Here is a 26539-nt window from a genome sequence, read left to right as displayed (position 1 = left end):
AAAACCACCCGTTCGGGTGGTTCTTTATGCCTGTGGTCACCAACGGTACTTAATCGCCGTAGTACTCGCAACCACTGGTGCAGGTCTCATGAATACGCACCTTGCTGAGCTCTGGCAGCAGCGGCTTGACCTGATCCCAGATCCATTTGGCGATCACTTCGCTGGTCGGGTTTTCCAGGCCAGGAATATCGTTGAGGTAGTTGTGATCGAGCTGTTCGTAAAGCGGCTTGAAGATTGCCTTGATCTCGGAGAAGTCGCGGATCCAGCCCGTGTGAGGGTCCAGCGGGCCGGTCAAGTGCAGTGCCACCTTGAACGAGTGGCCATGCAGGCGCCCGCATTTGTGCCCGGGGGCAACGTTCGGCAAACGGTGGGCCGATTCGAAGGTAAACTCTTTGAAAATTTCCACGGTATCTATAACTCTGAAAACCAATGCTGGCGAGCAGTTTACCAGCAAGGCTAACGCAGCGGTTGCAGATGCTCGTGCAGCGTGCCGCTTTCCACCAGTTCCAGAAACGCATCACCCAGGCGCTGGCTCTCGCTCATGGCAGTGCGCCAATAGCGTTGCCGGCTGCCGGCATCCCCCATGAAACGCTTGAAGTCGCTGCGGTCTGGCAGCTTGCCGTAGGGGAGGTGTGCCAGGTACTGCGGTGACGGCGCTAGCAGCAACACGTTGCTGAGGTACTGCGGATTGCTGCGTCGCCAAGGCAGCGCCTTGTCGAACCAGCCCGGCACCACCTTGTCGGTGAAATGTGGGTACAGCACGATGTCATCGCCGCTGTAGGGCAGGTCCAGGTGGTAGTCAAGCAACCCACCATCACGGTAGGTGCCCGCGCCGATGCCAGGAATATCACGCACACCTTCCATCACCATAGGGATGGAGCCAGAAGCGAGCAGGGCGTGTCGCAGATTGTCGACAGCCAGCGGCAGGCAGCGTGAGGGGAAGTCGGTGAGTGGGTGCAGCGGCGGAGCGCAGCGCGCATCATGCACAATCACCCGTTCGAAGTGTCGGGCCAGACGGGCACGGCTGACGAGGTTGTCGGCAATCACCGATGACAGCCCTATGCCCAGTCGACCCCGATGATCGTGCTGCAGCAAGCCATGACTTTTGACCAGCATGATGTTGAGACGATAGTGGGGATTATCGAGGATGCGTGCGTCCTGACCTTCCAGCAACTCAGCCAGCATGCGCTGACAGCTGTGGCTGACCTGAGCCTGAGTGACGCCCTTGGCAAAGTCCTGCTCGGTGTAGAGATCGCCAAGACGTAGCAGGGCCTTAGACGGATCTGGCAGGCAGGCACTTGCGAAGCGCCAGGCGCCAATCGATGCACCAATCAGCGAGCGTTCACGCGGCGCGGCGGGCAGCCACTGACCGAACAGCGCCAGATCGATGCCTTGAATACCCAGCGCCTTGGGGCCACCTGCTGCGCCAGGCAGCACGCCCACGTCTGCGGCAAGCAAGCCACGCTCGCGTACATGGGCCAGTGCCTGTGCGCCGGCCTTGAGCGTGAGCGCCGGGTACTTGATCTGGATTGCAGTCATGGGGGCCTCGTTGTCCTGGGTCAACGATTATAGAGAAGCGCGAGAGGAAGAGGGGGGGCCGTGCGCTATCATGGCGCCAGTTGTTTTCAGTTTCAGTTAAGTTCGGTTCGGTATTCTGAATCCGTAAGCAAGATTGATCCTAAAGGAGAGACACGATGAAGACTTTGACTGCCCTGTTCGCCACCGCCGCCCTTGCGCTGAGCGCCAACGTTGCGCTGGCCAAAGATGTTCAACCTGACGAAGTCGTCAAGCTGGTTCAGAACAAGACCATCAAGTCGCTGGATGAGCTCAAGGCCACGGCGCTCGCCAAACACCCTGGCGCCACGGTCAAGGACAGCGAGCTTGAAAATGAGCACGGTCGCTATATCTACAAAGTCGAACTGCGTGATGCCCAGAACGTAGAGTGGGATGTCGATATGGACGCCAAGACCGGTGAAGTACTCAAGGACGCCCAGGACACCTGATGATCGAGCGCAAGCGAACAGCGCAGTGCCTGTTCCTCGTATTGCTGGCGTTCTGTTCGCTGGCCCTGGCCCGCGACCTCGATCAGGATGAAGCCTTGGAGCTGCGCCAGAAAGGCGTCATCCTGCCGCTGGAGCAACTCCTGGAATCTGCCCTGGGGCGTTACCCCGGGGCAAGGTTGCTGGAGGCCGAGCTTGAAGAAAAGCACAAACGCTACGAATACGAAGTCGAGTTGATCACCCCCGAGGGCGTCGTGCGTGAAATCAAGTTCGACGCCCGCACCGGTGTACTTATCAAAGACGAGGAAGATGACTGATGCGCCTGTTACTGGTCGAGGACAACGTCCCGCTGGCCGATGAACTCACCCAGAGCCTGCAGCGTCAGGGCTATGCCATCGACTGGTTGGCTGACGGCCGCGATGCGGTGTACCAGGGCAGCAGCGAGCCCTACGATCTGATTATCCTGGACCTGGGGCTGCCCGGCCTGCCAGGCCTTGAGGTGTTGGCTCAGTGGCGCGCGGCGGGCTCGCCACGCCTGTACTGATTCTGACTGCGCGCGGCTCCTGGGCCGAGCGCATCGAAGGGCTCAAGGCCGGTGCCGACGACTACTTGAGCAAGCCCTTCCACCCTGAAGAACTGCAGTTGCGAATCCAGTCGCTGCTGCGCCGTGCCCGTGGCCTGGCCAATCAACCGACCCTGCAGGCCGCCGGTCTGCATCTGGATGAGGGCCGTCAGTGCGTGAGTCGCGACGGGCAAGATATCCAGCTGACCGCCGCCGAGTTTCGTCTGCTGCGCTACTTCATGCTGCACCCGCAGCAGATCCTTTCCAAAGGCCATCTGGCCGAACATCTCTACAATGGTGAAACCGAACGCGATTCGAATGTGCTGGAAGTGCACGTCAATCATCTTCGTCGCAAGCTGGGCCGCAGCGTGATCGAAACCCACCGAGGCCAAGGCTATCGCTTTGGCGCAGTGGTCGAATGAGGTCTATTCAGGCGCGCTTGAGCCTGGGGCTGGTCGGAGTACTGGTCGTGGTAGGTCTGGCATTGGCACAGATCAGCCTGTGGTTGTTCGAGGTCGGTCTGCAGCGCTATCTGGAGACAGGCCTGCGCAAGGAAAGTGAAAACCTGCTGGTGGCCCTTATGCGTGGCCATACGGGCCTGGAACTGGATGAGCGGCGTATCTCATCAGCGTACCAGCGGCCGTTTTCCGGCTATTACTTCCGCGTCGACTTCGAGGATGGCAGTTGGCGCTCGCGCTCGCTCTGGGACATGGACATGCCGCGCCCGCAGACGCCCGGCCTGCACGCCGGGCTCGAGCTGGGGCCGGCAGGGCAGCAACTGCTGGTGCTGCGTGCCGATTATCGTCGTCTGGGGCAGCCAATCTCCATCAGCGTGGCGCAAGACTACACCCCGGTACGTGATGGATTTAGGCGCATGCAACAGATAGGCCTCGGCCTGGGGCTGGTGGCACTGTTGCTGACTCTGGTACTGCAACGCATCACCGTCACCCGTTCCCTGCGTCCGCTGGAGCGCACCCGCGAACAGATCGCGCAGTTGCAGCAGGGCAAGCGCTCGCAGCTCGATACCCAGGTACCTACCGAACTCGAACCGTTGGTTGCGCAGATCAACCACCTGCTTGCCCACACCGAGGACAGCCTCAGGCGTTCTCGCAATGCCCTGGGCAACCTGGGGCATGCGTTGAAGACGCCCTTGGCGGTACTGATCAGCCTGGCTTCCAGCCCGCGCCTGAAGGACCTGCCCGAGGTTCGTGCCCAGTTGCACGAGCAGCTTGAACAGATCCAGCAGCGCCTGAGCCGCGAGCTCAATCGAGCCAGGCTGGCGGGCGATGCGTTGCCGGGGGCGCACTTTGATTGCGCGGCCGAATTGCCCGGCCTGCGCTCGACGCTGTGCATGATTCACGGTGATCACCTGGACATACGCCAGCACTTCCCTGACGGCCTCTCGCTGCCCTGGGACCGCGAAGACCTGCTGGAGCTACTGGGCAACGTGCTGGACAACGCCTGCAAGTGGGCCGACAGCGAAGTCTGCCTGAACATTGCCCAGGAGGGGGATGTGTACCGTCTATGGGTGGATGACGATGGCCCGGGCATTCCCGAAAACGCCAGGGCAGGGGTGCTTGAGCGCGGCGCACGGCTTGACGAGCAAGTCGACGGCCACGGTCTGGGCCTGGGTATCGTGCGCGACATCATCGAAACGTGGGGAGGGCAACTGGCGTTGCTGGAGAGCCCGCTAGGCGGATTGCGGGTAAGCATCGAGCTGCCCCGCGAGGCAGCTCGATAAGGGCCGTCAAACCCTGAACTGATCCATCAGCCCTTGTTGCTGATTGGCCAGGCTGTTCAGCGACTGGCTGACGCGTGCTGACTCATTGGCCTGACCCGACAGCGACTCGGTCACATCGCGAATGGTTGCCACGTTGCTGTTGATCTCCTCGGCCACTGCGCTCTGTTGCTCGGCAGCGCTGGCGATCTGCAGGTTCATGTCGCTGATCACGGTGACCGCGTCGCCGATCTGGCGCAGTGCAGTCACCGCCTGGCCGACCTGCTCGACACTGCCCTGGGCCTGGCGATGGCTGTTGTCCATGGCGTCCACCACCTCACGTGTGCCGGTTTGCAGCAGCTCGATCACCTGGCGGGTTTCTTCCACCGATTCCTGGGTACGGCGGGCCAGGTTGCGCACTTCATCGGCCACCACCGCAAAGCCGCGCCCGGCTTCACCGGCGCGAGCCGCTTCGATGGCAGCGTTGAGTGCCAGCAGGTTGGTCTGCTCGGCGATCGAGCGGATCACCTCCAGCACCGAGCCGATCTTCTCGCTGTTGTCGGCCAGGCCTTCGACCTGAACCATGGCCGTGCTCATGTCGGCGGCCAGGGTATCGATGCTGCTGGTGGTGCGGTCGATCACCGCCAGGCCCTGGCGGGTGGCCTGGTCGGCATCGCGAGCGGCCTGGGCCGCTTGCGCGGCGCTGCGTGCAACGTCCTGCGCGGTGGCACTCATTTCATGCGAAGCGGTTGCCACCTGATCGACCTGGCGGTACTGCTGTTCCATGCCGGCACTGGTCTGTGCGGCAATCGAGGATGACTGGTCGGCGGTATCGCGCGCGGCCTGAACCGAGTGCTTGACCTCGGCAATGGTCGGCTGCAGCTTGTCCAGGAAGCGGTTGAACCAGCCGGCCAGTTCGCCCAGTTCGTCGCGCTTGTCGTAGTGCAGGCGTCGGGTCAGGTCGCCTTCGCCACTGGCGATGTCCTTGAGCATGGCGGCCACTCCCAGAATCGGGCGGGTGACGCTGCGCGCCATGACCCAGATCAGCAGCAAGCCGACCACCGCGGCCAGCAGGCCGAGGCCCAGCTCGATCAGGGTACCGCTGTTGTTGCGTTGGTCGAGCTCGGTCTTGAGCGCTTCGGCCGGGCCGATCAGCGCACTTTCCGGCACATCCAGCAGCACCCCCCATGGCTTGCCGCCCGGGATCGGCGCGAACGAGGCGAGCACCTTCATGCGCCCTTCGTGGTGCAGGCTGTGCAGCGGCGTGCTGTCGGTCAGCAAGCGGATCAATTCGGCGCCATTGGCGCTGTCGATCTGCTCGAAACGTTGCGCCAGCTTTCCAGCGTCCGGGCTGTAGCCGGCCAGCAGGCCGACCGGGCTGAGGATGCCGACGCGTGTCTGGCCGTTGTACAGGTTGCGGCTTGCCTGCAGGCTCAGTGCCTGCAGGCTGTTCAGGTTGATGTCGATCGACAGGGTGGCAATCACCTTGTCGGCGGCTATCAGCGGGAACACGATGCTGGTCATCAGCACCTTCTGGCCGTTGATTTCATAGAAGTACGGTTCGATCACACAGGTCTTGCGCGTGGTACGCGGGCACACCGACCAGGTGTTGGCCGGCTCGCCACTGGGGCCCACGCTGGTGTCGTTCATGTCCTTTTCGGGCAGCGCCATGGCGGTCAACTGGCCAGGGGTGGGCTGGGACCAGTACAAGGCAAAGCGGCCGCTCTCGTTGCTGCCAAGTTCCGCCTGGTTGGCGAACAGCGCATCCTTGCTGTCGAGGGCATTGGGTTCGAACACCAGCGACAGGCCCAGCAGGTCAGGGTTGGCCTGCAGTGCCGCGCGCACCTGGCGCGTCATGTCCTCGCGCAGGTCGAAGGCATCCAGGAAGCGCTTCTCGGCCTGCTCGCGCAGGAACAGCACCTGGCGCGCAAACCCGGCGCCGTATTGATAGGCGTCCATGAACTGGCGACGGATGCTCAGCGCCTGGACTTCGCCCTGGGACTCTATGCGTGACTGTGCGGCCTCGGTGAGCATCTGCATGCTGCTGGCTTTGACCAGCGCCGAGTTGTGCTCCATCCGGTACAGCGACAGGCCCACCAGCAGAGTGACGATGCTGGCCAGGCACAGCCCTGCCAGCAGGGTGATTTTCCATTGGATGGAAAGTTGTCGGAACGACATTGGCGAAGTCCTTTGATGCAAAAAAAGATTGAGGCTGTCGACTGTAGCGGCGCCGAATGCGTTTTCTTTATTCAAACGTTCAATTGAAATGCGTCGTTTTAAGATATCCATGCGACCCGCCACAGGCTGTCTGGCCCGTAGCTTTGACAAGCGGCGGGTGCTGCTTCAGAGTGTGCGCCCTCCATAAAAATACCTACCGTTCGGCCACTGCCCAGGCAGTCTGTCGCCGACGCGCAAGCTTTTTGTCTGGTTTCTAGAGGTCACAGAAATGAATGCAGTAATTGCCGCGGTCGGCATCATGCTGATACTGAGCCTGTCCCGCGTGCACGTGGTGATTGCCTTGATCATCGGCGCGCTGGCAGGCGGGCTGGTAGGCGGTCTGGGTATCGAAGGTACACTCAAGGCGTTCAATGGCGGGCTGGGTGGCGGCGCCACAGTGGCGTTGTCCTACGCATTGCTCGGCGCATTCGCCGTGGCCATCGCCAAGTCGGGGCTGGCCCATGCCCTGGCTGACCGCGCCCTGGCAATGTTCCATGGCCAGCGCAACGCCGACAGCGGCAAGGTCAAATGGCTGCTGATCGGCTTGCTGCTGGTGGTAGCCGTTTCGTCGCAGAACATCCTGCCTATCCATATCGCCTTCATCCCGCTGCTGGTGCCGCCCCTGTTGTACGTGTTGACTCGCTTGCAGATCGACCGGCGCCTGGTGGCCTGCGTGATGACCTTTGGCCTGATCACCCCGTACATGTTCCTGCCGGTAGGCTTTGGCAATATCTTCCTCAACCAGATCCTGCTGGCCAACGTCAGTCGCAGCGGGGTGGACATCACAGGTGTGAACGTCACGCAGGCCATGGCGATCCCGGCGGCAGGCATGCTGTTCGGGCTGTTGCTGGCGGTGTTTGTCAGCTACCGCAAGAAGCGCGTGTACGATCTGGAGAAAATCGAGCAGGTCGAGCAAGTGGCCATTCGCTACAACCCGCTGACCTTGATGGTGGCGGGGTGCGCGATTGGCGCAGCGTTCATCATCCAGTTGTGGCTGGACTCGATGATCATCGGCGCCATGGCCGGCTTCCTGATTTTCTCGCTGTCGGGCATCGTACGCTGGAAGGAGACCGATGACCTGTTCACCGAAGGCATGAAGATGATGGCCATGATCGGCTTCATCATGATTGCCGCCTCAGGCTTTGCCGAAGTGATGAAGGCTACCGGCGACGTGAAAACCCTGGTCGAGACGTCGGCAGGCTGGATAGGCCACAGCAAGGGCATCGGCGCGTTGCTGATGTTGCTGGTAGGGCTGCTGGTGACCATGGGCATCGGCTCGTCATTCTCCACCGTACCGATCCTGGCGGCGATCTTCGTGCCGCTGTGCGTGCAGCTGGGCTTCGACCCGCTGGCCACGGTGTGCATCGTCGGCACGGCTGGCGCGTTGGGGGACGCGGGCTCGCCCGCCTCAGACTCCACCCTGGGGCCCACCTCGGGCCTTAACGTCGACGGCCAGCACCATCACATCTGGGACACGGTGGTACCGACGTTCCTGCACTACAACCTGCCGTTGCTGGCGTTCGGCTGGGTCGCGGCAATGGTGCTGTAGGGAAGGGGGAGGGCTGAGCGCAAGGCTCAGCCTTTTCTCGGGGGTGGGGAAATACGGTTGAGTACCGTGTCGCCGTCCTTGTTGCGTGTCAGGTACACCGGCAGCACCTTGGGCAGGCTGCTTACCAGGCGCTTGACCTCGGCGGTGTTGTAGATGCCGCTGATGCGGATATGCCCTGTGCTGGCGTCTGCCAGCAACAGCGGTTTTTCCAGGTAGCGGTTGATCAGCGGCAGTGCCTGTGCGAGGGGCAGGTTGTCGAGGATCAGCTTGCCGCTGCGCCAGCTCAGGCTGGTGTCATGGGCGTAGGTCTGGCTGAGGCGTGGCTCGAAATCACCGGTGGTATAGCTGGCCTGCATGCCCGGACCCAGGCGATAGCCGCTGTCCGGGTCGCTGCTGTTGGTGCTGACGAGTACGGAGCCTTCTACCAGCGTGACCTTCACCTGTTCCCGGTACTTCCACACGTTGAACTGGGTGCCGGTGACCTTGGTCTGGCCGCGCCCGGCGCGCACCACGAACGGATGTGCGACGTCGTGGTAAACCTTGAAGAATGCTTCGCCGCTGACCAGCGTTACCCTGCGCTCGTCTTTGTAGTTGGCGTAACGCAAGGTGGTATTGAGGTTCAGTTCCACTTCACTGCCGTCGGGCAGTACCGCCTTGGTTATGGCCGTGGTGCTTTCAATGCGCTGGTAGCTGTTGGGCACCCAGCCTTGCTCCCAGCCGATCCATGCGCCCAGGGGCAGAGCCAGCAGTGCGATGGCGGCCGCCGAGGCATAGTGGCGATAGGCGCGGGTACGCGGCTTGACCGGCAGTGTCAGCAACTGGGCAGGTTGATGGCGCGGCAGGTGATCGGCGGTTTGCCAGATCTGCTGCATGGCCTGGAACTCCTGCTCGTGCACCGGGTGGGCGGCACGCCATTGCTCACACGCCGCACGCTCCTGTGCGCTGCAATCTTCAGCATGCAGGCGCATGCACCATTGCGCGGCGGCATCGGTGATGGCATCGAGTTCGGCTGCGCTGAGACTGGTTTGATTCATTGACACTCCCGGTTTTGGCCATTCTACCCTTGCCGGGTGGCCGGCGAGAACCGAGAACACAGTGAATGACTATCAGTTGTACGAAATATTTGTAGGAAAAACCGCGCAAATGCGCGGCTTTTCATTAAAAGGCACTCGTATGAGTGCTTTCGAGGGTCAGAACTGCTCGGGGCGCTATGCCGCGCGACGTGCTGCTCGCGTCCTCAAGAGCGCCGCCCCAGCAGCAGACCCACCACCAGCCCGAAACCGGCGGAAATCGCCACGGTCTGCCACGGATGGCCCCCGATGTAATCCTGAGTGGCATCGACCACCGGCTTGGCTTTCTCGCGTACACCGCCCACTGCATCGCGGGCCTGCTTGAGTTTGAGCCCCACCTGGGCCCGCAGGGTCTCGGCTTCTTCGCCGACCAGCGCGGCGCTGTCCTTGAGCAGTTTTTCGGACTCTTCGATCAATGCCTGCAGCTCACTGAAGGCTTGATCCTTGATCTGTTCGGCATCGGCTTGCACGGTGCTTTTCCTGGCCATGTACGCGTCCTCGTTGAATGATGGTCACTGTTCAATGGATGCCTGCGCGCGCCGAAAGTTGCAGCGCCTTGGCGGTGGTCTGTGGCGACAGTGTAAGATAGCGCCCATTTTCAAGCGGCAGGAATACCCCCATGAGTTTCAATCTGGCCAACATGAGCTTCGCCGAACGGGCGCAGGTCGAGGACGAGAAGTCGCGACTGTTCGAGCTCTGGCAATCGAACCTGGGCAAGGCCAAGGCCGAGGCCGCGCGGCTGATCAGCGAAAAGCCGCGGCGCAAGGGCAAGTGGGCCGAGTGGGTGCGCGCCGAGCTTGACGGCATGTCGCCTCCGGAGTTTGCCAACATGGTGCGCAGCGAGGTCAACAAGCTGATGGCCGCGGCCAAGTAACACCTGCTGGTGCCGCTACCAGGTCGCAGTGGCCGGTTGCGGCAACTGCAGGCGGCCGCTGTCGGTGAAGCGCATCGTGCCAAAGGCACCGCCGGCCAGCTTGCCCCGCAGTACGTAAGGCATGCCGTCGAGCTCACGTACGCGGCTCAAGCCCATGGCCTGGCGCAGCATCGAAAACGCCGTGATGCTGACCGGTATGGTCACAATGCCCTCGTCATAGCGGCCAATGGTGCCGCGCTGATCGCTGACCCCGCTGGCCAGCGGCTGGCCATTGACTTCAAGGTTCAACGCCACGCCGTTGTACTCGATGGGCGTTTCGTTCGGGTTCTGTACACGCAGCTTGATCGCCATGCGCATTTCCAGCTCCTGGCCGGGCAGAGGCTCGATGCCGATCACACTGATGGTGACCGGGTCACGCCCCTGCAACAGCGAGCACGCGCCCAGGCTCAGCGCAAGCATCAGGCCCAGGCAGCAGCGCAAAAGATGACGCACGGGACGTGTCATGGGGCAAGACTCCGGCACAAGGTGGGTCTTGAGTGTGGCAAATGCACGACACGGTGGAAAGACGCAGCACCGAGGTAACAATCTGAATCATCTCCACCGGCTTCATGGGTTTCGCCGCGAACCTCTTGCGCCGTAGGCTATCCAACGCCAGAGGCCCACTGAGTGGCGCAGGAGATGGACACGATGAACCGATGGTTGCCGGCCCTGGTCGGTGCAGCACTGAGTGTGATGCTCGGCGTGCCGGCTCAGGCAGTCGAACCGGGCAACCCATACAATGACCCGGTGCGCCGGGCCAATCCCAATTCACAGCAGGGCACGGTGCGTTCGACCCCGGCGCTGCCAGGGCCCTCTACGCAACCTCTGCCTCGCCCACCCACCCTGGACAACCGTGGTATCGGCAACGGCGAAAACCTGCGTCGCGAGCAGCAGGCCCCGCGCCTGGAGCCCACGCGCCCGCCGCGCGAATCCACGCGCACGCCCTGATCGCCCACGGTCCACCGCAAGGAATCATTCATGTCTTCACGCAACTGGCTTGTCACGCTCTGCGCCGCGGCGCTGCTGCCCTTGGCCGCAACGGCGGCCCCTGAACGCACCTTTCCCAGTGAAGAGGGACCACTCAAGGTCAGCACCCTGGCCCAGGGCCTCAAGAACCCGTGGGCGCTGGCGTTCCTGCCGGACGGCCAAGGCATGCTGGTCACCGAGCGCCAGGGCAACCTGCGTATCGTCGGTGCCGATGGCAAGGTCGGTGCGCCGTTGAGCGGCGTTCCACAGGTGTGGGCCAAAGGGCAGGGCGGCCTGCTTGATGTCGCACTGTCGCCGCAGTTCAAGCAGGACCGCATGGTGTATCTGTCGTATGCCGAAGGGGGAGGCGAGGGCGACACGGCCGGCACTGCCGTGGGGCGCGGGCGTCTGTCGGCCGACAACGCGCGCCTTGAAGCCTTCAACGTGATCTTCCGCCAGCAGCCCAAGCTGTCCAGCGGCAATCACTTCGGCTCGCGTCTGGTGTTCGACCGTGACGGCTACCTGTTCATCGCGCTGGGCGAGAACAACCAGCGCCCCACCGCGCAAGACCTCGACAAGCTGCAGGGCAAGGTGGTGCGCATCCTGCCCGACGGCCAGGTGCCCAAGGACAACCCGTTTGTCGGCCAGGACAACGTGCGCCCCGAAATCTGGTCGTACGGCCATCGCAACCAGCAGGGGGCGGCGCTCAACCCCTGGACCGGCGAATTGTGGACTGACGAGCACGGCCCGCGCGGTGGTGACGAGATCAATATTCCCAAGCCGGGCAAGAACTACGGCTGGCCCCTGGCGACCCATGGCATCAACTATTCGTTGCTGCCGATTCCCGAAGCGAAGGGCAAGAGTGTCGAGGGCGCGGTAGACCCGCTGCATGTGTGGGAAAAATCACCGGCCATCAGCGGCATGGCGTTCTATGACAACCCGCGTTTCAAGTCCTGGGATCACAGCGTATTTATCGGCGCACTGGCAGCGCAGGAGCTTATCCGCTTGCAGTTGGACGGCGACAAGGTGGTGCATGAAGAGCGCCTGTTGGGTGAACTCAAGGCGCGCATCCGCGATGTGCGCGTAGGGCCCGACGGATTCCTGTATGTGCTGACCGATGAGACGGATGGGGCGCTGCTCAAGGTCGGACTGGATCAGTAACCTGTGGGCGCTGGCTTGCCAGCGAAGGGGCCATCGAAGGCCCCCGGCCCGGTAGCCTGATGCTACCCTAGGCCTTTTGCACAGGCCCCCGGCATGTCCAGCCTTACCCCGCTGTCGCTGTACCAGCAGTCCATCGACCACGACGGCTTTGTGCCCGACGCCGCCCAGCAGCACGCCGCCGACTGTCTGCAGGGCTGTTTCGAGGCGCTGCAAGGTGGTGAAGTCGGCCGTGGCGTGTACCTCTGGGGGCCGGTCGGGCGGGGCAAGACCTGGCTCATGGACCAGTTTTACAAGTGCCTGCACGTGCCGGCACGCCGCCAGCACTTTCACCACTTCATGCGCTGGGTGCACCAGCGCCTGTTCCAGCTCAACGGCACCGCCGACCCGTTGCAGGCCCTGGCCCAGTCGCTGGCCGAAGAGATCCGCGTGCTGTGCTTCGACGAGCTGTTCGTCAACGACATCGGTGATGCCATCATTCTCGGGCGCCTGTTCCAGGTGCTGTTCGACAGCGGCGTGGTGATCGTTGCGACCTCCAACGTGCCACCGCAACAGCTCTACGCGGACGGCTTCAACCGCGCCCGCTTCGTGCCGGCGATTACTGCCATCGAACTGCACATGCAGGTGGTCACGGTGGACGGTGGCCAGGACCATCGCCTGCACCCCGGTGCCGCGCTGCAACGTTACTGGGTGCGTGTGCCCGGCCAGCCCAGCGCACTGGAACAAGTGTTCGAGCAACTGCGTGGGGGTGAGCCTGCCACCAGCGACGAGCTGAATCTGGGCTATCGCACGGTGAAGGTGCTACGGCGCAGCACCACGGTGGTGTGGTGTACCTACGCCCAGCTGTGCGAGCAGCCGCTGGCGGCCATGGACTTCATGGCCCTGTGCGACACGTTCAAGGCCATCGTGCTGGGCGAGGTGCCGGCCCTCGGCGCCTGTCAGCGCGAGGCCAGAATTGCCCGCGGTACCGAGGATGGCGCCCAGCGCGTGCTCGCTGGCGACCGTGAGCTGCCGCAGTTGTCGATCCATGACGACAGCGTGCGTCGCTTCATCGCGCTGGTCGACGAGTGCTACGACCGGCGGGTGGCGTTGTACGTGGAGGCCGAAGTGACGCTCGAGGCACTCTACACCCAAGGGTACCTGGAGTTTCCGTTCCGGCGTACCCTCAGCCGACTGCGCGAGATGCAACTGCAACGCTTCTGTTGAAAGCGGCTGATCAGCCTTCCAGCCACGTCAGCAACGCCTGGTGGAAACGCGTCGGCGCCTCGATCTGTGGTGCATGGCCAAGTCCGGGGAACTCCACCAGCGTGCCCTGGGGGATGTCCTTGATGACCTGCTTGCCCAGTACCTTGTACTGCCCCAGGCGCGCCTTGACCTCCGGCGGGGCGACGTCGCTGCCGATGGCGGTGGTGTCGGCATCGCCGATCAGTAACAGGGTCGGCATCTGCAGGTGCTTGAACTCGTAGACTACCGGCTGGGTGTAGATCATGTCGTAGATCAGCGCCGAGTTCCACGCCACCGCCGCGTGCCCCGGCCCACGGTTCAGCCCCACCAGCATCTGTACCCAGCGCTCGTACTCCGGCTTCCAGCGCCCGGCGTAGTAGGTGCTGCGTTCATAGTTGCGTACGCCTTCGGCATTCAGGTTCAGTTCGCGGGCATGCCACTGGTCGATGGTACGGTAGGGCACACCGAGCGCCTTCCAGTCCTCCAGGCCAATCGGGTTGACCATCGCCAGGCGTTCCACCTGCTGCGGGTACATCAGTGCGTAGCGGGTGGCGAGCATGCCGCCAGTGGAGTGGCCCAGCACGATCGCCTTGTCCACCTTCAACTGCTTGAGCAGGGCCGAGGTGTTTTCGGCCAGTTGCTGGAAGCTGTACTGGTAATGTGCGGGTTTGCTGGAGGTACAGAAGCCCACCTGATCGACCGCGACCACCCGATAGCCGGCCTCGGCCAATGCCTTGATCGAGCCTTCCCAGGTGAACGCGCAGAAGTTCTTGCCGTGCATCAGCACCATGGTACGGCCATTGGCCTTGGCCGTGGGCGCCACATCCAGATAACCCATTTGCAGTGCCTGGCCCTGGGACTGCAGCGCGTAGTGCTGCACCGGGTAAGGCGAGGGGAACCCCTCGAGTTGCTCGCCGTAGGTCGGCGCCTTGTCGGCGAAGGCACTGCTGCTGATCAGGCAGGCCAGGGCAAGGGCGGGTATGCGCAGCATCGGGACACTCCATTTGTGCGGGTAAAGCACCGACTGTAGCAGGCCTTGCGGTTCAGTTCAGCGATGCACCCACCCCAGCGTCAGCACTGCCAGCACCAGGTAGCGGCCGGCCTTGGCCAGCGTCACCAGCAGCACAAAGCGCCAGAACGGCTCGCGCATGATCCCTGCGATCAACGTCAACGGGTCGCCGATCACGGGCATCCAGCTCAGCAGCAGCGACCATTGGCCGTAGCGCTGGTAACGCTGCTGGGCCTTTTCCAGCTGTGCTGCACTGAACGGAAACCAGCGCTTGTCGCGCAGGTGTTCGACCCCGCGCCCCAGCAGCCAGTTGACGATCGAGCCCAGCACGTTGCCGGCGGTGGCGATCAGCAGCAGCCACAGCCAGGCCTCGGGGGTGTGCAGCAGCAACCCGACCAGTACGGCCTCCGACTGCAGCGGCAGCAGGGTGGCGGCGCCAAAGGCGCTGAGAAACAGCCCCCAGCTGCTCAGCATGGGTGAGGGTTCACGGGTAGTTGGCAACCACTTCGTCGGTACCGTCCCGGGTCAGGCCGATGACCTGATAGGCGTCCTTGTGGTCCCCCATCTCCATGCCTGGCGAGCCCATCGGCATGCCCGGCACCGCCAGACCACGCAGGTCGGGGCGCTTGCCCAGCAGTCGGATCTGCTCGGCCGGCACATGGCCTTCGACGAACTTGCCGTCGATCACCCCGGTGTGGCACGACGCCAGGCGCGGTGCCACGCCCAGGCGCTGCTTGAGCGCACTCATGTTCGGCTCGAGATGGTCGTTGACGGTGAAACCGTTGTCGCGCAGGTGGCTGATCCACTCCTTGCAGCAACCACAACTGGGGTCGCGGTACACATCGATGGTCTGCGCGGCCTGGGCCAGGGTGCTGATGGCCAGCAGGCCAGCGGCGATGAAGGGGTGTTTGAGCATGCGCAATCTCCAGGCCGGCCGGCAAGGGCGGCCCTTGGTTCGAATGGACGAGGGTTGGCAAGGGCAACAGGGTACCCGGCCTCGTCGCTTGAGCATAGCGGGGCGAAACTGACGGCAAACTGAGAGGTGTATTACAGATTTGTAATGTAGGACCACGCCCGCGTGACCTGTGGGAAGCGTTGCACCTCTAACTCCAAACGATGCCGCCCCGGCCAGCCTGGGCGGGTGTCGGTCACGGAATGCCATCGTCCATCAAGGAATCAACACCCATGCAGGCAATCAAGGCCTACTTCAAGCGTCACGGTCACGAGCCGTTCAAGCTCGGTGAGGGGCGGATCAGCGGCTACCTGTCGGCGATGCTGGGTCTGCTCAGCCTGCTCGCAGTGCTGTGCTTCCTGTTCCCGCAGTGGCTGACCTTCGGCGAGTTCCGCAAGGTCTACAGCGAGCAGTTCGCGCGCACGCTGCTGCTGGTCGGGCTGGTGCTGGCGTTCAGCCTGGGTACCCTCAACATCCTGCTCAACCGGCGCAAGCGTCTGGGCTTCACCGGCATCAGCGCGGCAGGCCTGGCGGTGTTTCTCGGTGGCACCAACATTCAGACCGAAACCATCGGCCAGACCCCGTACTCACTGGGCCTGGACTGGTTCGTGCTGGCGCTGCTGGTGTCGGCGGTGATCTTCATCCCGCTGGAAAAGCTCTACGCCAAGGACCCGCAACAGAACATCCTGCGCCCGCAATGGCGTACCGACCTGAGCTACTTCTTCGTCAGCCACATGCTGGTGCAGTTCATCCTGATCTTCGTCACCGCGTCGTCCACCTGGCTGGCCGGCTGGGTGCTGTCCGAGACCTTGCAGGCCCAGGTGCAGAGCCTGCCGATCGTGGTGCAGTTCCTGCTGGCGGTGTTCGTCGCCGACCTCGGCCAGTACTGGCTGCATCGCCTGTACCACGTGGTGCCCTGGATGTGGCGCTTCCATGCGGTGCATCACTCGAGCACCGCGATGGACTGGCTGGCCGGTTCGCGCATCCACTTCTGCGAAATCCTGCTGACACGCACCGGTGTACTGGTGCCGCTGATCCTGCTGGGCTTCTCGCCGCAGGCCATGAATGCCTACGTGATCCTGGTGGGTGTGCAGGCGGTGCTGGCGCATGCCAATGTGCGTATCGACGGCGGCTGGCTGAACTACGTGCTGGTGATGCCGCGCTATCACCACTGGCACCATGCCCGGCACAAGGACTACATCTACAAGAACTACGCCATCCACCTGCCATTGGTGGACATGCTGTTCGGCACCTTCAAGTTGCCACGCAAGGAATGGCCGACCCGCTATGGCGTGTTCGGCAAGGAGCTGCCTGAAGGGATCGTGCGTCAGCACCTGTATCCGCTGCAAAAGCCCGAGCCCAAGCCTTGAGGGTGGTGGTACCTGCTATCGCCTGATAGCCCTTTGCCTGCTGCCCCCGGCTGCGTTAGCCTTGCCAGGTGAAAGCCATTGTGGCCAGGAGTATCCATGGACAACGTGATCATCATCACCGGTGCCGGTCGCGGCATCGGTGCAGCCACTGCGCTGGCCGCCGCCCGCGCTGGCTATCGCATCTGCATCAACTACCTTGCCGACGACGACGCGGCCCATCGGGTGCTGAAGCAGGTGCGCGAACTCGGTGCCGAGGCCATCACCGTGCGTGCCGACGTCAGCGTCGAGGATGAAGTGATCCAGCTGTTCCATCGCGTCGACAGCGAACTGGGCCGGGTCACGGCGCTGGTCAACAATGCCGGCACCATCGGCCACAAGAGCCGTGTCGACGAGATGTCGGAATTTCGCCTGCTCAAGCTGATGAAGACCAACGTGGTGGGGCCGATCCTGTGCGCCAAGCATGCGCTGCAACGCATGTCGACCCGCCATGGCGGGCCAGGTGGTGCGATCGTCAACGTGTCGTCGGTGGCCGCGCGCCTGGGCTCGCCCAACGAGTATGTCGACTACGCCGCCTCCAAGGGCGCGCTGGATACCTTCACGGTCGGCCTGGCCAAGGAAGTGGCGGGCGAGGGCGTGCGCGTCAATGGCGTGCGACCGGGCTACATCTTCACCGATTTCCACGCCCTGAGCGGCGATGCCGATCGGGTCAGCAAGCTGGCGCCGACGATTCCCATGGGGCGTGGCGGGCAGGCCGCCGAAGTGGCCGAGGCGATCGTGTGGCTGCTCTCGGACAAGGCCTCCTACACCACCGGCAGCTTCATCGACCTGGGCGGCGGGCGCTGACGGCGCGCACCATGGCCAAGGATATCGACAACCCCTGCATCTCGGTGTGCAAGCTCAGCGGCGACCTGTGCGTGAGCTGCGGGCGCAGCAAGGATGAGATCAAGCAGTGGAAGCGCATGAAGCGGCCAGAGAAGATGGCCGCCGTGCAACGCGCTGCCCAGCGCCTGAAAAACCTCAAGAAGAAAAAATCCTAGGCCAGGTATTTTCCAAACCACGCCAGTGTGCGGTCCCACGCCAGGGTGGCGGCCGCCTCGTCGTAGCGCGGCGTGGAGTCGTTGTGGAAGCCGTGGTTGGCGCCGGCGTAGATGTACGCCTCATAGGTCTTGCCGGCGGCCTTGAGCGCCTGCTCATAGGCGGGCCAGCCTTCGTTGATGCGCGTGTCCAGTTCACCGAAATGCAGCAGCAGCGGCGCCTTGATCCTGGGCACATCCCTGGCGTCGGCCTGGCGCCCGTAGAAGGGCACCGCAGCGGCCAGTTCCGGATACGCCACCGCCGCTGCATTGGCCACGCCACCGCCATAGCAGAACCCGGTGATGCCCACCTTGCCGGTGCTGGCGTCATGGGCCATCAGCCATTCGATGGCGGCGAAGAAATCGTTCATCAGCTTTTGCGGGTCGACCTTCTGCTGCAGCTCACGGCCCTTGTCGTCGTTGCCGGGGTAGCCGCCGACCGAACTCAGGCCGTCGGGCGCCAGGGCGATGAAACCGGCCTTGGCCACGCGCCGCGCCACGTCCTCGATATAGGGGTTGAGCCCGCGGTTCTCATGCGCCACCACCACGGCCGGCAATCTGCCGCTGGCCTTGGCCGGCCGCACCAGGTAGCCACGCACCTGCCCATGGCCCTTGGGCGAGGGGTAGGTGATGTAGTCGGCGACGATGTCCGGGTCGGTGAATTGCACCTGTTCGGCCAGCGCGTAGTCCGGGCTCAGCGAGGCCAGCAGCGCGCTGGCGGTCAGCCCGCACACGGCAAAGGCCGCCGCGCGGTCGAGAAACTCGCGTCGGTTGATCTGGCCATGGGCGTAGTAGTCGTACAGCTCGAGCAGTTCGGGGGCGAAGTCTTTGGCAGTCAGACGTTGCATCGGCTCACTCCGGTGTGATGGACGGGGTCACTACAGGGTAGCGCTCAATCCATCGCTTGCCTCACGGCGCCAGCCCCGAGGTGATGGCGCCGTGAGGCGGGCGGTGTCAGCTGTGGTTGACCAGGTCCTCTTCCTCCAGCCCGCGCGAGGCGCGGCCGACCAGCATCGGGTCGGGCTGGTGCGCGACCTTGTGGTCCTTGTCCGGGTAATCGAGCGTGTGCAGGAAGTGGCGGATGCAATTGAGGCGCGCGCGCTTCTTGTCGTCGGACTTGATCACGGTCCAGGGCGCATCGGCGGTGTCGGTGTGGAAGTACATCGCTTCCTTGGCGGCGGTGTACTCGTCCCACTTGTCCAGCGACTTGATGTCGATGGGCGACAGTTTCCAGTGCTTGAGCGGGTCGTCGCGGCGCGAGATGAAGCGGCGCAACTGCTCTTCGCGGTTGACCGAGAACCAGAACTTGAACAGCAGGATGCCGCTGTTGCACAGCATGCGCTCAAGCTCGGGGGTCTGGCGCATGAATTCCAGGTACTGCATGGGCGTGCAGAAATCCATCACCCGCTCGACGCCTGCGCGGTTGTACCAGGAGCGGTCGAAGAAGACCATTTCACCGGCTGTGGGCAGGTGCTGGATGTAGCGCTGGAAGTACCACTGGCCCTTCTCCTGCTCGGAGGGCTTTTCCAGTGCCACGATGCGCGCGCCGCGCGGGTTCAGGTGTTCCATGAAGCGCTTGATGGTACCACCCTTGCCGGCCGCGTCACGGCCTTCGAACAGCACCACGATGCGTTGGCCGGTGGCCTTGACCCAGTTCTGCACCTTGAGCAGTTCGATCTGCAGTTCGTGCTTGGCCTTTTCGTACTCGGCGCGGCGCATGCGGTGGCGGTAGGGGTAATTGGCGGGCAGGGCGGCCGATACGCTGTCTTCGTTGGAGCCGCGCCGTGCGCTGGCCACCTGCAGGGCAGCGGGCTGTTGGCTGACGGCGCTGATGTCGGTGTCGGCGGCGATCACTTGAGCGGGTTTGCGAGGGGCGCGTGGGCGGCGTGGGCGTGGGGTGGCAGCTTTGGGCGTCGCCGGCTTGCCGGTATTGGCGGCGGGCGTGGCGGAAGGTAGGGGCAAGGGGTGTACGCTGGATTCTTCGCTCATGGAGGGCCTGTTTTGCGTTTTGATGTCCTCGTTCCAGTGTAGGAGCGTGAGTTTGTGGCCCGTTGATCCTGGTCAATAGCGTGGAGGCAAGTGGCCATATCTTGCGTGGTTTTGCAGTGACACTGTTCCGGCCTCTTCGCTGGCAAGCCAGCTCCCACAGGGTTCAACGGTGCTCAAAAAACCTGTGGGAGCTGGCTTGCCAGCGAAGGGGGCGTGCGTGCTTTCAGACCTCCACCAACCGCCCCGCATGCTCAGCCGGCAAGCGATCCCCCTGGCCGAACAGCTTGTGGCGCAAGGTCCCTTGCGCATACTCGGTACGATAACGGCCGCGCCGCTGCAACTCCGGCACTACCTGGTCCACCACTGCCTGCAGGTCATCCGGGACCACGGCATAGGTCAGGTTGAAACCGTCGATACCGGTCGCATCCAGCCACGCTTCCAGTTGATCGGCAATCTCGCTGGGCGAGCCCAGCAGCACCGGCCCGCGCCCACCCAGGCTGACAAACTCGGCAGCCTCGCGCACCGTCCAGCGTCGGTCCGGATCGGAGGTGGTGAACGCCGCCAATGCCGTGCGCCCGGCATCGTTCTCGATGTATTCGATCAGGTCGTCGGGCTGCAGGCTGGAGAAGTCGATGCCGGTCCAACCCGACAGCAGCGTCAGCGCGGCATCGATATCGACATACTGGCGATACTCGTCGAGCCTGGCCTGCGCCGCCTCGCGGGTCTGCCCGACGATCAGCAGCGCCTGCGCGTAGATCAGCACTTCGCTTGCCTGGCGCCCCGCCTCGAGGGTGGCCTGGCGAATCCCCTCGACATACCGGCGCAGCACCGTCTGGGTCGGCCCGCTGATGAACACGCACTCGGCATGCGTGGCGGCAAAGCGCTGCCCGCGCGCCGAGGCGCCCGCCTGGAAGAGTACCGGGGTACGCTGCGCCGAGGGCTCGCTGAGGTGAATGCCGGGTACCTGAAAATGCTCGCCGGCATGCCGGATCGGGTGCACCCGCGCAGGCTCCGCAAACACGCCGCTGGCACGGTCACGCACCACCGCATCGTCGTCCCAGCTCTTCTCCCACAGCTTGTAGAGCACCTGCAGGTACTCCTCGGCCAGTTCGTAACGCTCGTCATGCGCCAGTTGCCGGGCCAGCCCCAGGTTGCGCGCGGCGCTGTCCAGGTAACCGGTGACGATGTTCCAGCCCACCCGGCCATCGGTCAGGTGATCCAATGTCGACATGCGCCGGGCGAATGGGTAGGGGTGCTCGTAGGTCAGGCTGAAGGTGATGCCGAAACCCAGGTGCTCGGTGACCCCGGCCATGGCTGGCACGATCAGCAACGGGTCGTTCACCGGTACCTGCACACCACCGCGCAGCGCGCTGTCGGGGCCGCCCTGGTACACGTCGTACACGCCCAGCACATCCGCGATGAACAGCGCATCGAAGCGACCGCGTTCCAGCAGGCGTGCCAGCTCCGTCCAGTAGCTCAGGCGGTTGAAGTTCACGCTGGTATTGCGCGGGTGGCGCCACAACCCGGGCGACTGGTGCGTGGCGGCGTTCATGCTGAATGCGTTGAAACGGATGGGCTTGGACATGCTCGAATCGCTCGCGGTCAGGGCAGCACGGACACGGGGTAGACGGCATCCGCGACTTTCAGTGGCTTGGGAATCAGGCCCAGGCCCTGGAAGGTATCGGCCAGCTTCTGTTGTTCGGCGGTGATCGCCGGGGTGATTGCCACTGCGTTGTAGTTGCGCCGCTCGCTGGCCACTTCCAGCACGTCGGCACCGATGCCCAGTTGCGGTGCGAGCAGCGCCGCGACTTCCTTGGGCTGCTGGTTGGCCCAGCTGCTGACCTTGCCCAGCTCGGTGAAGAAGGTCTTGAGCAGCGCGCGGTTGTCATCGGCAAACGCTGCCGAGGACAGGTAGAAGGTGCGGTTGTTGGTCAGCCCGCTACCGTCGCGCAGGCTTTTCACGCCAGGTTGTTTCTCAGCGGCGGCGAGGAAGGGGTCCCACAGGGTCACGGCCTTCACGCTGCCCGATTGCAAGGCGGCCACTGCATCGGCGGCATTGTTGACGTAGGCCGGGTCGATGTCCTTGTAGCTCAGGCCCGCATCCTGCAGTGCCACGGCCAGCAGGTACTGTGCGTTCCAGCCGCGGCCGGTGGCGACGCGTTGGCCTTTCAAGGCAGCAACGTCGGCGATCTTGTCCTGATCACGCACCAGAATGCCAATGCCGCGCGGGTAGGGCTGTTCGGCCGCCAGGTACACCACCGGTTTGCCTGAGGCCTGGGCGAACACCGACGGCGCATCGGCCGCGTGGCCCAGGTCGATGGCGCCGGTGCTCAGCGCTTCGAGCAACTGCGGGCCGGCGGCGAACTCGTACCAGCTGACCTTGATGCCTTGTGGCGCCAGGGCTTTTTCCAGCGCGCCGGTACCCTTGAGGATATTCACGCTGTTGAACTTCTGGTAGCCGATGCGCAGGTTCTTGGTCGGCTCGGCATAGGCCAGCGGGCCTGGCAGCACCAGGCCGGCGAGGGCGGCAAATACACCGCCCAGCAGCAGACGGCGAAGGGACGAAGGAGGAGTGTTGGGCATGGTGTGCTCCGCAGGCAGGTCGCCAAATGGGTTTCAGGTAGGGCCTGAAAATAAGGGCTGGTGCCTGTGCAGAGCAATTTTTTTATTACTTTTAGTTAGAACAAATAGTTATTTTTATATCCTTTTTGAATTTTCAGCTCAGGCTTTCTCGCGCCGCATCTGCGTCACCAGGGTGAACCGATCGTCAGGGTGACGCTCGGCATCCTCGATCACCGCCGCTTAGCCCTCCTGGGCATACACGTCGGTCCAGCAGATGGGGGCATGGGCGTTGTCGCGGTCGACGCGGATGCTCGACACACAGAAGTAATGCTCCCCCGGCACCCGCCCAAGGCGCTGTGCCTCGGCGATGTCGGCCACAAAACGCCGCACCTGCTGGATGCTGCGCACCTGGGTTTCGGCCAGGTGCGCGAGGTCGGCGATCGAGGCCAGCGACTGCGCGCGTGTCCACGCGCTTGCGCCGCGACACCAGGCTGGTGACGTCCAAGGGCGCGGCGGCGGTGCTCGGGCGTGGGCCTCACGCGGCGCTGTAGCGTTCAGCCGCAAAAGAAAGCCCCCGGCCAATGGCCGGGGGCTTTTGCGTTGCATCAGTGCATGAACAGGGCGATCAGAATGATGATCGGGATCGGCACACCAAGGAAGAACAGCAGTATCGAGCGCATGGTCAGTCTCCTGTCAGAGGGGGCGGGCAGTAGCGGGCGTGACACGCACCGGGTCGGCCGTCACGAACACCGCGGTATCACGGCGACGACCACCCCAGATGGCGAACAGGCTGGCAAAGAACGCACCGCACAGCAGCGCCACGAAGGTCCACAGTGCGGCGGCGGCCGCTGCCTTGCGGGCGGCGTCGGCCAGTTGCTTGGCTTCTTCGATGGCCTGACGCGCCTCGGCAAACACCGCATCGATGCGCTGCTCGGCTTCGGCCTGGCTGATCTGGGTACGCTGGGCGATCACGTTGGCCAGGTAGGTGCGGTCTTCGGCGTTCAACTGCCCGTCGGCAAGGCCGCGTACGAAGATGCGTGCGGCGATGCCGTGGGCGGCGTCATCGGTCACGGCGACCGGGCGGTCATCGCGAAACAGCATGTCGATGAAGTAGGCTGATTCGTCATCTGCCTTGTTGCTGGCGGCTGCGCCGGCACCGGCGGCGGCCATGCCCGATGCCGCCGTGGCGCCGGCCTGCACACCGCCGCTGATCACCGAAGTGACCGAACCGACTACCAGCGTGGCCGTCACCAGCGTGGCGAACGCCCAGGCCAGGAAACCGTGGGCCGTGTCGCGAAAGTACACTTCATCGGTGTGCAGGTTGGCCCACTTCACCCGTAGCCGCCCAGCAATGTAACCGCCCAGACCCGAGGCCACGATTTGCGTCACGGTCAGCCACACGATGGTGGAAATACCCAGTTGCTTGGCGGTGGCGCCATCCCCTGACCAGGGTGAAACGGCAGAAAAGCCCAGGCCGAAGCCCAGCACGATCAGAATCAGCGACAACGCGGCGGCCCCGGTGGCCCCCGCAAAGATGGCTGCCCAGGACACGCCTGAGTGGCTGGAGGTGTCTCCCGCGCTGACAGCGTACGTATCGGCACTTGTAATCATTATTGGTGCTCCAGTCGTAATAGTGGGCCTTCCCCTGTTACTCAGCAGTCACCGTGCCAAATGCTTCAAAGTATTTAATTCAATAAAATCAGCTGGTTGAAAAAGAAACCTGTCCTAGGCCCATGCAGGCTGCATGAACGGGCCGTTCGCCTCATGCAAATTGCAACCTTGCGCCCGGCGGGGATTCCCCACACCCCACCCGTTCGCTTACCCTAGCCGCCGGTTGGCGCCAGGTGGCGTCACGCATTCTGCCGTTGGAGTTCAAGCATGTACCAAGACACCGCCACCGTAACCGTCAGCGCCGAGTATGCGGGCAAGGAAACCGAGGCCGTGGACAACGCGAACGTCCTGGTGGGCCTCAAGGTCGACGGCGATACCCGCTTCACGGTCGAATTCAACGGCAAGCTGGATGCGCCGCAAGACCCTACCCATGTCTGCGTCACCCTGAGCAATGGTTTGTCCTATCACGGTGAAATCACGGGTGGCCAAGCTGACATCGTGGGTGGTTTCATCACCTTCGACTGTGACGGTATCGACCCCGCATTGCTCGGCTGATTTATTTTTTCGTCAGGCTGCATCCAGAACGCTCTCCCGTGGGTAGTACTCATCAGTAGCCCTTCGCGCTGCTGAACCGACTACCTTCTGGAGAGACGCGCATGAACATCAAACGCTTCCTCGGCCTTGCCGGTGCCACTGCCTGCCTGACCCTCGCTCTGCCGTTCGCCCATGCCGCCATGGCCGTGCCCGACAGCATCAAGGTGCCCGATGGCCACAAGGTCGCGCTCGAGACCGTGGGCGTTGGCGAAATCACCTACGAGTGCCGCGACAAGCCCGACATGGCCGGGCAGACCGAATGGGTGTTCGTCGGGCCCAAGGCGGTGCTCAATGACCGCAGTGGCAAGGCCGTAGGCGATTACTTCGGGCCGCCCGCCACCTGGCAGGCCAGGGACGGTTCCAAGGTGACCGGTACGCAGCTGGCGGTGGCGCCCTCCAGCCCGGGCAACCTGCCGTATCAACTGGTCAAGGCCAATCCGGTCGAAGGCAAGGGCGCGATGAGCGGCGTCACCTACATCCAGCGCGTCGCGCTCAAGGGTGGAGTGGCACCGTCCACCGCCTGCACAGCAGCCGACAAGGGCAAGCGCGAAGTCGTCAGATACCAGGCCGACTACATCTTCTGGGCTGCGCAGTAACCCGGCACTGGTCTACGCTGCCAGCATCCCTTGTCGATGGCTGAAACCTGTGTCCGTACCTGAACCTGCGTTCGACTATGAAGCCCACCTGACGGCCTGCGCCCGCGCAGACCGCCAGGCCCTGCAGCGCCTGTACGAGCAGGAGGGGCCGCGTCTGCTGGGCGTGGCCCGGCAACTGGTGCGCGATACGGCGCTGGCCGAAGACATCGTGCACGATGCGTTCATTCGTATCTGGACGGGGGCTGCCGGCTTTGACCCGGCACGTGGCAGTGCGCGTGGCTGGATGTTCAGCATCACCCGGCATCTGGCGTTGAATTTTCTGCGTGGTCGCGGGCGCGAGGTTGCGCTGGGTGATGATGTCGAGCGGCACGTCGAGGTGCAGGCGAGCGACGACAGCGCGTTGCATTCGACGCGCATCAACGGGTGCCTGGAGCAACTCGAGCCGTTGCGGCGTGCGTGTATCGTGCATGCGTATGTCGACGGTTACTCGCATGCCCAGATCGCCAGCAGGCTCGATACACCGCTGGGCACGGTGAAGGCCTGGATCAAGCGCAGCCTGGCGGCATTGCGGGAGTGCATGGGATGACCACAGGGCAGCAGGACGATCTTGACGCGCTGGCGGGCGAATACGTGCTGGGCAGCTTGCCGGCCGAGCAGCGCCTGGAGGTGGAGCAGCGGCTTGAGCATGACGCGGTGTTGCGCGCTGCGGTGGACGCGTGGGAGCGGCGTCTGTACCCGCTGACGGCGTTGGCCCCGGCGCATCTGCCGTCGCCTTTGTTGTGGGCGCGCATCGAGCGCAGCCTGGGCACCGGCCGCACGTCGCCAGTGAGCGAGAAGGCTTCCTGGTGGGATCGGCTGGCGGTGTGGCGCTGGGCGGCAGCGGCTGGGCTGGCGGCCAGCGTCGTGTTGAGCACGCTGCTGGTGACCCGCGAGATGTCGCCTGCTGCGCCGACCTATCTGGTGGTGCTGGTGGCGCCGCAGGACAAGGTGCCGGGTTGGGTGGTGCAGGCCAGTGATGCGCGGCAGATCCAGTTGATTCCGTTGGGTATGGACAGTGTGCCGCAGGACAAGGCGTTGCAGTTCTGGACCAAGGGTGAGGGGTGGCAGGGGCCGGTGTCGCTGGGGTTGGTCGAGCCGGGGCAGGTGCTTGAGGTGGCGTTGGACAAGCTGCCGCCGCTGGAGGCGAATCAGTTGTTCGAGCTGACGCTGGAGAGCCGTACCGGATCGCCGACCGGCAAGCCGACGGGGCCGATTCAATTTATTGGGCGTGCGGTGAAGGTTATTTGAGGTATCGGAAATGTATTGCCTGGCGCCTGGTGGCCTCACCGGAATCTGCTGCCGGCCCCCAAGGCTGACAACTCAAATCTCACAGGCCATGGTGCGTTTAAGCAAATGTGGGAGCTGGCT

General features: G+C 63.6%; 29 protein-coding genes and 3 pseudogenes. 16 read left to right on the top strand and 16 right to left on the bottom strand.

Annotated elements, in window-relative coordinates; translation table 11 throughout:
* Window positions 1-49: 49 nt before the first annotated feature.
* A complete protein-coding gene (queD, locus tag KUO17_RS19730) occupies window positions 50-406 on the bottom strand; it encodes a 6-carboxytetrahydropterin synthase QueD (protein WP_163944225.1) in 357 nt (118 codons plus the stop codon).
* Between the two features lie 50 nt (window positions 407-456).
* On the bottom strand, window positions 457-1539 hold the full coding sequence (locus tag KUO17_RS19725; RefSeq protein ID WP_217977197.1) for a patatin-like phospholipase domain-containing protein: 1083 nt from the start codon (window positions 1537-1539) through the stop codon (window positions 457-459).
* A gap of 155 nt (window positions 1540-1694) precedes the next feature.
* Here KUO17_RS19725 and KUO17_RS19720 point away from each other — a divergent pair, with 155 nt between their 5' ends.
* The 4 genes and pseudogenes from KUO17_RS19720 (at window position 1695) to KUO17_RS19705 (ending at window position 4303) form a co-directional block, all read left to right on the top strand.
* Window positions 1695-2003 (top strand): PepSY domain-containing protein, encoded by a 309-nt coding sequence (locus tag KUO17_RS19720; RefSeq protein ID WP_217977196.1) that lies wholly within the window; start codon window positions 1695-1697, stop codon window positions 2001-2003.
* Window positions 2003-2317, top strand: coding sequence for a PepSY domain-containing protein (locus KUO17_RS19715; protein WP_217977195.1), 315 nt, complete (start codon window positions 2003-2005; stop codon window positions 2315-2317). The genes KUO17_RS19720 and KUO17_RS19715 overlap by 1 nt, the downstream gene beginning before the upstream one ends.
* A pseudogene (locus tag KUO17_RS19710) lies at window positions 2317-2984 on the top strand (response regulator transcription factor). The gene KUO17_RS19715 and the pseudogene KUO17_RS19710 overlap by 1 nt, the downstream one beginning before the upstream one ends.
* Entirely contained in the window at window positions 2981-4303 is a 1323-nt protein-coding gene (locus tag KUO17_RS19705) for an ATP-binding protein (protein ID WP_217977194.1), read from the top strand. The pseudogene KUO17_RS19710 and the gene KUO17_RS19705 overlap by 4 nt, the downstream one beginning before the upstream one ends.
* A 6-nt stretch (window positions 4304-4309) precedes the next feature.
* Here the strand turns inward: KUO17_RS19705 and KUO17_RS27285 are convergent, their stop codons facing one another.
* Window positions 4310-5065 carry a methyl-accepting chemotaxis protein gene (locus KUO17_RS27285; protein WP_425274883.1) on the bottom strand — a complete coding sequence of 252 codons (756 nt, stop codon included), beginning with the start codon at window positions 5063-5065 and terminating at the stop codon, window positions 4310-4312.
* Window positions 5066-5167: 102 nt separating this feature from the next.
* A pseudogene (locus tag KUO17_RS27280) lies at window positions 5168-5314 on the bottom strand (HAMP domain-containing protein); the annotation flags it as partial.
* 1411 nt (window positions 5315-6725) lie between these two features.
* Here KUO17_RS27280 and KUO17_RS19695 point away from each other — a divergent pair.
* A complete protein-coding gene (locus KUO17_RS19695; RefSeq protein ID WP_217977192.1) occupies window positions 6726-8045 on the top strand; it encodes a Na+/H+ antiporter family protein in 1320 nt (439 codons plus the stop codon).
* A 26-nt stretch (window positions 8046-8071) separates the two neighbouring features.
* On the opposite strand, the gene KUO17_RS19690 is transcribed toward KUO17_RS19695, so the two are convergent.
* Both KUO17_RS19690 and KUO17_RS19685 read right to left on the bottom strand, forming a co-directional pair.
* Window positions 8072-9079 (bottom strand): FecR family protein, encoded by a 1008-nt coding sequence (locus KUO17_RS19690; RefSeq protein WP_217977191.1) that lies wholly within the window; start codon window positions 9077-9079, stop codon window positions 8072-8074.
* A 203-nt stretch (window positions 9080-9282) separates the two neighbouring features.
* The gene (locus KUO17_RS19685; protein ID WP_163948602.1) at window positions 9283-9603 is read right to left on the bottom strand and encodes an ElaB/YgaM/YqjD family protein; all 321 of its coding nucleotides are present in this window, start codon (window positions 9601-9603) and stop codon (window positions 9283-9285) included.
* 131 nt (window positions 9604-9734) lie between these two features.
* Here KUO17_RS19685 and KUO17_RS19680 point away from each other — a divergent pair, with 131 nt between their 5' ends.
* Window positions 9735-9989: a hypothetical protein gene (locus tag KUO17_RS19680; RefSeq protein WP_217977190.1), complete on the top strand. Its 255-nt coding sequence runs from the start codon at window positions 9735-9737 to the stop codon at window positions 9987-9989.
* A gap of 15 nt (window positions 9990-10004) precedes the next feature.
* On the opposite strand, the gene KUO17_RS19675 is transcribed toward KUO17_RS19680, so the two are convergent.
* Window positions 10005-10493, bottom strand: coding sequence for an LEA/WHy family protein (locus tag KUO17_RS19675; RefSeq protein ID WP_217977189.1), 489 nt, complete (start codon window positions 10491-10493; stop codon window positions 10005-10007).
* Between the two features lie 183 nt (window positions 10494-10676).
* Between KUO17_RS19675 and KUO17_RS19670 the strand changes: the two genes are divergently transcribed.
* From KUO17_RS19670 to zapE, 3 genes are all read left to right on the top strand, one after another.
* Complete coding sequence (locus KUO17_RS19670; RefSeq protein ID WP_217977188.1) at window positions 10677-10976, top strand: hypothetical protein; 300 nt, start codon at window positions 10677-10679, stop codon at window positions 10974-10976.
* A gap of 30 nt (window positions 10977-11006) precedes the next feature.
* Window positions 11007-12155, top strand: coding sequence for a PQQ-dependent sugar dehydrogenase (locus tag KUO17_RS19665; RefSeq protein ID WP_217977187.1), 1149 nt, complete (start codon window positions 11007-11009; stop codon window positions 12153-12155).
* Window positions 12156-12248: 93 nt separating this feature from the next.
* Window positions 12249-13358 carry a cell division protein ZapE gene (gene zapE, locus KUO17_RS19660; RefSeq protein WP_217977186.1) on the top strand — a complete coding sequence of 370 codons (1110 nt, stop codon included), beginning with the start codon at window positions 12249-12251 and terminating at the stop codon, window positions 13356-13358.
* A gap of 10 nt (window positions 13359-13368) precedes the next feature.
* Here the strand turns inward: zapE and KUO17_RS19655 are convergent, their stop codons facing one another.
* Genes KUO17_RS19655 through KUO17_RS19645 form a run of 3 tightly spaced genes read right to left on the bottom strand, consistent with a single transcriptional unit; the run spans window position 13369 to window position 15301 of the window.
* Entirely contained in the window at window positions 13369-14367 is a 999-nt protein-coding gene (locus KUO17_RS19655; RefSeq protein WP_217977185.1) for an alpha/beta fold hydrolase, read from the bottom strand.
* Between the two features lie 57 nt (window positions 14368-14424).
* Entirely contained in the window at window positions 14425-14859 is a 435-nt protein-coding gene (locus KUO17_RS19650; protein WP_217977184.1) for a YqaA family protein, read from the bottom strand.
* Window positions 14860-14869: 10 nt separating this feature from the next.
* Entirely contained in the window at window positions 14870-15301 is a 432-nt protein-coding gene (locus tag KUO17_RS19645) for a DUF411 domain-containing protein (RefSeq protein ID WP_217977183.1), read from the bottom strand.
* A 269-nt stretch (window positions 15302-15570) separates the two neighbouring features.
* On the opposite strand from KUO17_RS19645, the gene KUO17_RS19640 reads away from it, so the two are divergent.
* The 3 genes from KUO17_RS19640 (at window position 15571) to KUO17_RS19630 (ending at window position 17744) form a co-directional block, all read left to right on the top strand.
* The gene (locus KUO17_RS19640) at window positions 15571-16707 is read left to right on the top strand and encodes a sterol desaturase family protein (protein ID WP_217977182.1); all 1137 of its coding nucleotides are present in this window, start codon (window positions 15571-15573) and stop codon (window positions 16705-16707) included.
* A 96-nt stretch (window positions 16708-16803) separates the two neighbouring features.
* The gene (locus KUO17_RS19635) at window positions 16804-17550 is read left to right on the top strand and encodes an SDR family oxidoreductase (protein ID WP_217977181.1); all 747 of its coding nucleotides are present in this window, start codon (window positions 16804-16806) and stop codon (window positions 17548-17550) included.
* A gap of 11 nt (window positions 17551-17561) precedes the next feature.
* Window positions 17562-17744 (top strand): DUF1289 domain-containing protein, encoded by a 183-nt coding sequence (locus KUO17_RS19630; protein ID WP_217977180.1) that lies wholly within the window; start codon window positions 17562-17564, stop codon window positions 17742-17744.
* Here KUO17_RS19630 and yghX read toward each other — a convergent pair.
* The 6 genes and pseudogenes from yghX to KUO17_RS19600 all read right to left on the bottom strand — a co-directional run bounded on the left by yghX (window position 17741) and on the right by KUO17_RS19600 (window position 23942).
* A complete protein-coding gene (gene yghX, locus KUO17_RS19625) occupies window positions 17741-18628 on the bottom strand; it encodes a YghX family hydrolase (protein ID WP_217977179.1) in 888 nt (295 codons plus the stop codon). The two genes, KUO17_RS19630 and yghX, sit on opposite strands and share 4 nt — an antisense overlap.
* Before the next feature lie 106 nt (window positions 18629-18734).
* Window positions 18735-19769: a polyphosphate kinase 2 gene (ppk2, locus tag KUO17_RS19620; protein ID WP_255263686.1), complete on the bottom strand. Its 1035-nt coding sequence runs from the start codon at window positions 19767-19769 to the stop codon at window positions 18735-18737.
* 223 nt (window positions 19770-19992) lie between these two features.
* Window positions 19993-21354: an LLM class flavin-dependent oxidoreductase gene (locus tag KUO17_RS19615; protein ID WP_217977178.1), complete on the bottom strand. Its 1362-nt coding sequence runs from the start codon at window positions 21352-21354 to the stop codon at window positions 19993-19995.
* Window positions 21355-21371: 17 nt separating this feature from the next.
* Window positions 21372-22352 carry an aliphatic sulfonate ABC transporter substrate-binding protein gene (locus KUO17_RS19610; protein WP_217977177.1) on the bottom strand — a complete coding sequence of 327 codons (981 nt, stop codon included), beginning with the start codon at window positions 22350-22352 and terminating at the stop codon, window positions 21372-21374.
* A gap of 225 nt (window positions 22353-22577) precedes the next feature.
* Window positions 22578-22827: pseudogene (locus tag KUO17_RS19605) on the bottom strand (GntR family transcriptional regulator); the annotation flags it as partial.
* A 197-nt stretch (window positions 22828-23024) separates the two neighbouring features.
* Entirely contained in the window at window positions 23025-23942 is a 918-nt protein-coding gene (locus KUO17_RS19600; RefSeq protein ID WP_217977176.1) for a hypothetical protein, read from the bottom strand.
* A 267-nt stretch (window positions 23943-24209) separates the two neighbouring features.
* Between KUO17_RS19600 and KUO17_RS19595 the strand changes: the two genes are divergently transcribed.
* The 4 genes from KUO17_RS19595 (at window position 24210) to KUO17_RS19580 (ending at window position 26419) form a co-directional block, all read left to right on the top strand.
* A complete protein-coding gene (locus tag KUO17_RS19595; protein ID WP_217977175.1) occupies window positions 24210-24497 on the top strand; it encodes a hypothetical protein in 288 nt (95 codons plus the stop codon).
* A gap of 101 nt (window positions 24498-24598) precedes the next feature.
* Window positions 24599-25132 (top strand): DUF3455 domain-containing protein, encoded by a 534-nt coding sequence (locus KUO17_RS19590; RefSeq protein WP_217977174.1) that lies wholly within the window; start codon window positions 24599-24601, stop codon window positions 25130-25132.
* Between the two features lie 49 nt (window positions 25133-25181).
* A complete protein-coding gene (locus tag KUO17_RS19585; protein WP_217977173.1) occupies window positions 25182-25718 on the top strand; it encodes a sigma-70 family RNA polymerase sigma factor in 537 nt (178 codons plus the stop codon).
* On the top strand, window positions 25715-26419 hold the full coding sequence (locus tag KUO17_RS19580) for an anti-sigma factor (protein ID WP_217977172.1): 705 nt from the start codon (window positions 25715-25717) through the stop codon (window positions 26417-26419). The genes KUO17_RS19585 and KUO17_RS19580 overlap by 4 nt, the downstream gene beginning before the upstream one ends.
* Window positions 26420-26539: the final 120 nt, after the last annotated feature.

This window comes from Pseudomonas aegrilactucae (assembly GCF_019168305.1).
GTDB lineage: Bacteria > Pseudomonadota > Gammaproteobacteria > Pseudomonadales > Pseudomonadaceae > Aquipseudomonas > Aquipseudomonas aegrilactucae.
The sequence above is the reverse complement of the archived record's forward strand: the minus strand, read 5'-3'. Positions and strand labels throughout refer to the sequence as shown.